Origin of the sequence: Falsiroseomonas sp. CW058 (assembly GCF_050563535.1) — a bacterium.
GTDB lineage: Bacteria > Pseudomonadota > Alphaproteobacteria > Acetobacterales > Acetobacteraceae > Falsiroseomonas.
On record NZ_JBNXUO010000044.1, the window covers coordinates 23,908 to 30,012 of the forward strand.

Consider the following 6,105-nt stretch of genomic DNA (forward strand, 5'->3'; position numbering starts at 1 on the left):
GCGGAAAGGTCCGACACGATGCTGAGACGCGCTTTCCTCCTCGCCGCGGCCGCCCCCGCCGGGGCTGCCTTGGCGCAGGCGAATCTCCGCCCCGATCCCACGCCGCGCCTGCCGCCCCAGCCCGGCCAGGGCCTGCCGCTCGACGACCGCCGCTTCCTGCGCGACGCCGCCGCGCTCAGCGCCGCGCAGGCCGAAGCCGCCGCGCGCGCCGCGCAGGCGGCGGGCGACGAGGAGACGCGCGGCTTCGCCACCGCCCTCGCGGCGCGCCACCGCGACCTCGGCGGCCGCATCGCCGCCCTCGTGCAGGGGGAAGGTGGGGCAGGCGCGACGGGGCTGGACGGCGAGGCGCCTGGCGGGCGCGTGGCGGAGGCGCTGCGCCGGCTGGAACGCGCCGCCGCCCCCGGCGCCGAACCCGCGCGCGACTTCCTCGCCACGCAGATCGAGGTGCATCCCGTGCTGGTCGAGCTGTACCAGACCCAGGCCTCGCACAGCACGAGCCGCGAGCTAGGCCGCTTCGCGATCACCACCCTGGTCGGCGTGCAGGAGGATTTCGCCGCCGCCGTCCGGCTCGGCGCCCGCCACGGGCTCGCGCCGCCGCAAGGGCTGCTGGCGAACCCCCCGCAATACGGCCCCGGCGCCGGCCCGCCGCGCTGACGCGCGATCCGCGCCAGCCGCGCCCCTGTCCTGACCTGCGGCCAGCGAAGCTGGCCGAGCGGCCTGATGGCCGCGCCGGCGATCGAGGGGAAAAAAACAGACGACCGGTCATCGAAGATGACCGGGCGCGTCACTCCCGCGACATCAGCCCGACCGCGTCGACCACGATCTTGTTCAGGAACAGCTTGCGGTCGAGCCGCCGGAACTGCCGGTGGCCGACCAGGAAGGCGACGATGTCGGCCTGCCGGCGCGCCGTCTCCGCATCTACCAGCCGTACCTTCGGCAGCGTGGCCACCTGCGGCGGCAGCGCGTCCACCCAGGGGTCGCAGACCAGCACCTCGATGTCGCCGGCCTTGGCGAGTTCCTGCACGATCTCGACCGCCGGGCTCTCCCGCAGGTCGTCCACGTCGGGCTTGTAGGTGACGCCGTAGCAGGCGACGCGCGGCGCGCGGAAACGCTCGGCATGGTCGCGGATCTGCTGCACCACGCGGTGCGGCTTGCCGTCGTTCACCTCCCGCGCCATGCGGATCAGTCGTGCCTGTTCGGGCGCGCTGTCCACGATGAACCAGGGATCGACCGCGATGCAGTGCCCGCCCACCCCCGCGCCGGGCTGGAGGATGTTGACCCGCGGGTGCCGGTTCGCCAGGTCGATCGCGTGCCACACATCGATGCCGAGCCGGTCGCAGATCAGCGACAGCTCGTTGGCGAAGGCGATGTTGACGTCGCGGAAGGCATTCTCGGTCAGCTTCACGAACTCGGCCGTGCGACAATCCGTCATGAAGGCCCGGCCCTTGACGAAGCTGTCGTAGAGCGCGAAGGCCTTCGGCCCGCAATCCTCGCTCATCCCGCCGATGATGCGGTCGTTCTCCACCAGCTCGCGCACCATGCTGCCGGGCAGGATGCGCTCGGGGCAGTGGGCGAGGTGGATGCATCCGTCCGGCGCCGGCTCGCCGCGCACCGGCATCACCAGGTCCGGCCGCGCCGCGGCGATGCGGGTGGCCAGCAGCTCCGTCGTCCCGACGGGCGAGGTGCTCTCCAGGATCACCGTGTCGCCCGCGCACAGCACGGGCGCGATGCTGTCGGCCGCGGCCTCGACATAGGTGAGGTCGGGGCGGTGCCCGTCGCGGAAGGGCGTCGGCACGGCGAGGATGAAATACTCCGCCTCCGCCGGCCGCGTCTGGGCGCGCAGCCGCCCGGTCTGCACCGCCGCCGCCAGCAGCATGTCGAGGTCCGGTTCGCGGAAATGCGACTGCCCGGAATTGACCAGCTGCACGACGCGGTCCGAGATGTCGCAGCCGATGACCTCGTGCCCGCGGCTGGCCAGCATCGCCGCGGTGGGCAGGCCGATATAGCCGAGGCCGACGACGCAGACCCTGCTCATCGCCCGGCCCACTCCTCGATCGCATCCGCGATGCGCCGCGCCGCCTGGCCGTCGCCATAGGGGAAGACGGGCCGCGCCATGGCCGCATAGGCCGCCGCGTCGTCGAGCAGCCGCCCCACCTCCGCCTGCATCAGCGCAGGGTCCGTGCCGATCAGCTTCACCACGCCCGTCGTCAGCGCCTCGGGCCTCTCCGTCACGTCCCGCATGACGAGCACGGGCTTGCCGAGCGCCGGCCCCTCCTCCTGGATGCCGCCGCTGTCGGTCACCAGCACCGCGGCGGCCTTCATCAGGAACACCATCTCGGCATAGCCGACCGGCGGGATGAGGTGGATGTTCGCCTGCCCGCCGAGCCGCCCGAGCACGACGTCGCGGACATTGGGGTTGAGGTGGACGGGGTATACGATCTCGACATCCGGCCGCGCCGCGATGGCCGCGAGTCCATCGCAGATGCGCTGGAAGCCCGGCCCGAAGCTCTCCCGCCGGTGGCCGGTGACGACGACGAGACGCTTGCCGGGCGCAAGGGCCGGCAGCCCCGCCGCCACCTGCGCGCGCAGCTCCGCATTGCCGTCGAGCCGCGCGGCCATGCCGAGAAGCGCGTCGATCCCGGTGTTGCCCGTCACCAGCACGCGGCCGCGGCGGTTGTACTCGCCGCGGAGATTGGCGGCGGAGCTTTCGGTGGGCGCGAACATCAGGTCGGCGATGGCGTCCACCGCGACGCGGTTGAACTCCTCCGGCCAGGGGCGGGTCAGGTCGAAGGACCGCAGCCCGGCCTCGACATGGCCGATGGCGACGCGGGCGTAGAAGGCGGCGATGGCGGCGGCCATGGCGGTGGTGGTGTCGCCATGCACCAGCACCATGTCGGGGCGTTCCTTCTCGAACACCTCCGTCATCGCCAGGATGACCCGCGCGGTCAGCTGCGGCAGCGTCTGGCCCGGCGACATCAGCCCGAGATCGACGTCGCAGCTCTCGCCGAAGGCGTCGAGGACCTGGTCCAGCATCTCCCGGTGCTGCCCGGTCGAGCAGCCGATCGCGGCGAGGCCCGGCCGGCGGCGCAGCTCGGCGAGCACCGGCATCATCTTGATGGCTTCCGGCCTGGTGCCGAAGACCACCATGACGCGTGGCGGGGAGGCTCGCGAGCTCATCGGGTGTCCCTCTCGATCGCGCCGCGCGCGCCGCCATCGTGGCCGCAGGCGCGCCGGCGGCCCTGGCTGTATCCGGACCGCATCGGTCCGGCCGGCATACACGCCTCCGCCCGGGCCGTCGATGGGGCGGGGCCGCCCTTGCCCCATCCCGGCGGGCGGAACATATCTGCCCGCCGCAGCCTGCCGCGCCCGTGCCGCGGCCCCTCCGGCCGCAGTCCAGGGAGACGACCCGCGTGAAGGTGCTGGTCACCGGCAGTGCCGGCTTCATCGGCTACCATGTCAGCCGCCGCCTGCTGGACGAGGGCCACGAGGTGGCCGGCATCGACAGCATGGTGCCCTACTACGACGTGCGGCTGAAGCAGCGGCGCCATGCCATGCTGGCCGAATCCGCGGCCTTCCGCGCGCATGTCCTCGACCTCGCCGACATGGCCGCCACCGACGCGGCGGTGGAGCGGGAACGGCCGGAGGTCGTCATCCACCTCGCGGCGCAGGCCGGCGTCCGCTACTCGCTCGACCATCCGGAGGCCTATGTGTCGGCCAATGTGGTCGGCACCTTCAACCTGCTGGAATCCTGCCGGCGGCGCCCGGTGCGCCACCTCCTCATGGCGTCCACCAGTTCCGGCTACGGCGCCAACACCGACATGCCCTTCCGCGAGACCGACCGCGCGGCGACGCCACTGACGATCTATGCCGCCACCAAGCTCGCCACCGAGCATGTCGGCCATTGCTACGCGCATCTGTGGAACCAGCCGATCACGGCCTTCCGCTTCTTCACGGTCTACGGGCCCTGGGGGCGGCCGGACATGGCGCTGTTCAGGTTCACCGAGGCCGCGCTGAAGGGCGCGCCGATCGACGTCTACAACCACGGCCGGATGGAGCGCGACTTCACCTATGTGGACGACCTGGTGGAGGCGGTGATGCGCCTGGTCCCCGCCGTGCCCGAACGCGGCCGGCCGGTCGGCGCCTTCGACAGCCTAAGCCCTGTCGCGCCCTATCGGATGGTCAACATCGGCGGCGGCCATCCCGTGGGCCTGCTGGAGTTCATCGCCGAGATCGAGCGCTGCGTCGGCCGGCCCATCGCGCGCAACCTCCTGCCGATGCAGCCCGGCGAGGTGCCGCGGACCTGGGCCAGCGCCGAGCTGCTGGAGGCGCTGACCGGCTACCGGCCCGCCACGCCGGTCTCGGTCGGGGTGGAACGCTTCGTGGCCTGGTTCCGCGCCTATCACGGCCTGTAGGCAGCGGGCCGCGGCGGACTTTACCTGCCGGCGCACGACTGGTATACATGTTGTTCGGCCACTGCCTCGCTGCGGGCCGCGATCTGCCGGCGCGGGAGCGGGATGGGCAACAGAACCTCACGCCGGGGCGACCTGCCCCCCAACCTCCGGGAACGCGCCCTTTCGGCCATCAAGCAGGGCATCCTGGATTCGCGCTACGCGCCGGGCAGCCTCATTTCGGAAGGGCAGCTTGCCGACGAGCTGCAGATCAGCCGCACCCCGATCCGCGAGGCGCTGCGGGAACTGGCCGGCAGCGGGCTGGTGCGCATCCTGCCGCAGCGGGGCATCATCGTCAGCGAATTGTCGATGCGCGACATCATCGAGGTCTACCAGCTGCGCGAGCAGCTGGAATGCTTCGCCGTCCGCCTGGCGACGGAGCGCGCCGGGCCCGAGGACCGGGCCGGCTTCGATGCCGACCACCAGGATGCGCTGCGCCACGCCGCGGCAGGGCGCCTGCGCGCCGCCTACGACGCCTCCGTCCTGATGCATGCGCGCGTGATCGAGCTGGCGCGCAACGGCCGGCTCGGCCAGATCATGCGGCTGCTGGGCGACCAGGTGCACCGCTTCGGCCTGCTGACGCTGCGCCACGGGCGGGTGGAGCCGGCGCTCGGCGAGCACGGCGCGATCATCGCCGCCATCCTGCGCCAGGACGCGGACGCGGCGGAGACGCTGATGCGCGCGCATCTGCGCGCCGACCGCGATGTCGCCCTGCGCCTGACCATGCCCGCCGGCATCTCCCCGGCCGAGGTCACCGCCTGAGGCGGCTCTCAGCCGTCACCCGCCGTCGAGGAAGATCAGCGCCGGCGTCTCCAGCAGCGTCCTGACGCGCCGGACGAAGGCGGCGGCGTCGTGGCCGTCCACCACGCGGTGGTCGAAGCTGGAGGAGAGGTTCATCATCCGCCGCGGGACGAAGCCGGTGCCGTCCTGCCAGACGGGCCGCACGGCGATGCGGTTGGCGCCGATGATCGCCACTTCCGGCGGGTTCACCACCGGCGTGCTGGCGATGCCGCCCAGCGCGCCGAGGCTGGTGACGGTGATGGTGGACCCGCCGAGTTCGTCGCGCGTCGCCGACCCGCCGCGCGCCGCCTCCGCCAGACGCCGGATCTCCGCCGCGCAGTCCCGCAGCCCGCGCGCCTCCGCATGGCGCAGCACGGGCACCATCAGCCCGCCCGGCGCCTGGGTGGCGATCCCGACATGCACCGCCCGGTGGCGGCGGATCACCTGCGCCGCGTCGTCGTAATGCGCGTTCACCTGCGGGACGTCGGCCACCGCCCGCGCCACCGCGAGGACGAGGAAGGGCAGGGGGGTCAGGCGGGGGCTTCCCTGCGCGGCGCCTTCCGCGTTCAGCGCCTCCCGCAGCGCCTCCAGCGCGGTGACGTCCACTTCCTCGACATAGGAGAAATGGGCGATGCGCCGCGTCGCCTCCGCCATGCGCTCGGCGATGCGCCGGCGCAGGCCGGTCACGGGCACCTCCTCCACTCCCTCGGCCTCGGCGCGCACCGTGGGCCGCGCGCCGCCGCGCAGCAGGGCATCGAGGTCGGCATGCAGGACCTGCCCGTCCGGCCCGGTGCCGCGGACCGCGCGCAGGTCGAGGCCGAGGTCGCGCGCGCGGGCACGCACGGCGGGGGAGGCGAGGGGCGGGCGCGTCGCCGCG

General features: G+C 73.1%; 6 protein-coding genes. 3 read left to right on the forward strand and 3 right to left on the reverse strand.

Annotation, left to right across the window (positions count from 1 at the left end; translation table 11 throughout):
- Positions 1-18: 18 nt before the first annotated feature.
- A complete protein-coding gene (locus ACK8OX_RS23160; protein ID WP_430666635.1) occupies positions 19-654 on the forward strand; it encodes a DUF4142 domain-containing protein in 636 nt (211 codons plus the stop codon).
- Between the two features lie 130 nt (positions 655-784).
- Here the strand turns inward: ACK8OX_RS23160 and wecC are convergent, their stop codons facing one another.
- Both wecC and wecB read right to left on the reverse strand, forming a co-directional pair.
- Complete coding sequence (wecC, locus tag ACK8OX_RS23165; protein WP_430666636.1) at positions 785-2,035, reverse strand: UDP-N-acetyl-D-mannosamine dehydrogenase; 1,251 nt, start codon at positions 2,033-2,035, stop codon at positions 785-787.
- Positions 2,032-3,177: a non-hydrolyzing UDP-N-acetylglucosamine 2-epimerase gene (wecB, locus tag ACK8OX_RS23170; protein WP_430666637.1), complete on the reverse strand. Its 1,146-nt coding sequence runs from the start codon at positions 3,175-3,177 to the stop codon at positions 2,032-2,034. Before wecB ends, wecC begins: the two co-directional genes overlap by 4 nt.
- 233 nt (positions 3,178-3,410) lie before the next feature.
- Between wecB and ACK8OX_RS23175 the strand changes: the two genes are divergently transcribed.
- Positions 3,411-4,412, forward strand: coding sequence for an NAD-dependent epimerase/dehydratase family protein (locus tag ACK8OX_RS23175; protein ID WP_430666640.1), 1,002 nt, complete (start codon positions 3,411-3,413; stop codon positions 4,410-4,412).
- 102 nt (positions 4,413-4,514) lie between these two features.
- The gene (locus tag ACK8OX_RS23180) at positions 4,515-5,210 is read left to right on the forward strand and encodes a GntR family transcriptional regulator (protein WP_430666638.1); all 696 of its coding nucleotides are present in this window, start codon (positions 4,515-4,517) and stop codon (positions 5,208-5,210) included.
- Positions 5,211-5,225: 15 nt separating this feature from the next.
- Here the strand turns inward: ACK8OX_RS23180 and ACK8OX_RS23185 are convergent.
- A partial coding sequence (locus ACK8OX_RS23185) for a dihydrolipoamide acetyltransferase family protein (RefSeq protein ID WP_430666639.1) occupies positions 5,226-6,105 on the reverse strand: 880 nt, incomplete at its 5' end.

Coding starts and splice junctions, on each gene's coding strand:
- ACK8OX_RS23160 (WP_430666635.1), top strand. CDS start 19: ATGCTGAGACGCGCTTTCCTCCTCGCCGCGGCCGCCCCCGCCGGGGCT.
- wecC (WP_430666636.1), bottom strand. CDS start 2,035: ATGAGCAGGGTCTGCGTCGTCGGCCTCGGCTATATCGGCCTGCCCACC.
- wecB (WP_430666637.1), bottom strand. CDS start 3,177: ATGAGCTCGCGAGCCTCCCCGCCACGCGTCATGGTGGTCTTCGGCACC.
- ACK8OX_RS23180 (WP_430666638.1), top strand. CDS start 4,515: ATGGGCAACAGAACCTCACGCCGGGGCGACCTGCCCCCCAACCTCCGG.